This window comes from Nocardiopsis synnemataformans (assembly GCF_965343085.1).
GTDB lineage: Bacteria > Actinomycetota > Actinomycetes > Streptosporangiales > Streptosporangiaceae > Nocardiopsis > Nocardiopsis alborubida.
Genome location: NZ_CBDRFA010000173.1, coordinates 1 through 1,187 on the forward strand (window position 1 = coordinate 1; position 1,187 = coordinate 1,187).

At 72.4% G+C, this 1,187-nt stretch carries 1 protein-coding gene; it reads right to left on the reverse strand.

Annotated elements, in window-relative coordinates:
- Positions 1-246 precede the first annotated feature (246 nt).
- Positions 247-1,187: HNH endonuclease signature motif containing protein (locus tag ACSIH6_RS39305; protein WP_435113968.1), on the reverse strand; the 941-nt coding region annotated here is incomplete at its 5' end.

Here is a 1,187-nt window from a genome sequence, read left to right on the forward strand (position 1 = left end):
TGGTTGCTCGCTCCTGCGTTGGCACCAAAGGCGGCGGGTGTCTGGGGTCCCCGTTCAACGCTTTGGCTGCGGGTGGTGGCCGAGGCGGCGTTGGCACCAAAGGCGAGCGGACCCTCCGGCCTCGGGCAGCGCTACCGGCCCCGGTGGCGAAGGCGTGCGACGGTGGCAGCGCGCACGGATACCAACCCTCTGCCGGGTCCGAAGGTCTGTCCCGTGACGCGTGGCGGTGGAGCGTGGTCCGGGGTGTTACTCCCGGGGCGGCGGATGCGGATCGGGTGGGTGTCCCCGCCCCAGGGGCCCCGCCCCGATTCGCGTCCGGTGGTGTGCGCGGAGTTCGCGTTGGTACTTGGCCCGGTTGTGCGGGCCGCACAGTGGTTGCAGGTTCGCTACCTCGGTGCGCCCGCCCCGGGAGAAGGAGGTGACGTGGTCGGCCTGGCAGAACGCGACCGGCACCTCGCACCCGCCCGGGTGGGCGCACGTGGTGTGCCCGTGAAAGGCCGCCGCGCGTTGGCGGGCTGAGGCCAACCGGCGGCTGGGGGCCACGTCCAGCACCCGCCCCGTCGGTGGGGCGGTGAGCATCCGCACCACCTCCGCGTCCCCGGAGAGTTCGTGCACCACCCCGGCCGGGATCACCCGGCCGTGCTCGTCCAACGCCGGGACCTCCTGGCCGCGAGCGTTCAGGTAGGTGTTGACCGGCACCAGGATGCGGATCTGCGCCAGCGGAGCCGGAGCCTGGGTGCATCCGGTGTGGGTGGTGGCAAAGCGCAGCGCCGCGATGAGCGCGTCATGCTCACGCTGAGACCGGGTGCGGGTCTCGCCCTCTTCGGGCGGGGTGGTGAAGGTGTCGATGGCCGCGCGCACGATCAGCGCGTCCCCGGCCCCGCCCCAGGCCTGCAACTGGTAGCTGCCCTGGAACGTGTCATGGACCGCCAACCCTCGGGCCGCGTGGGCGGCCGCGTGGTCGCGGTCCAGGCGGTGCGGGTCCAACCGATAAGCGACCTGGCGGGCCACCGATTGGAGTTGGTTGACCGACAACGCGGGCCGCTCCTGCTTGGCCGCCACCAGCGCCGACTCGAACCCCTGCCGGTACTCCTGCTCGTCAGGAAAATGCTGGGCGTCGCGGGTCTGGACGGCTGTGTCGGTGGCCTTGGCGATCGCGACCGCCTCCCCCAAGGCCACCGTGCCCT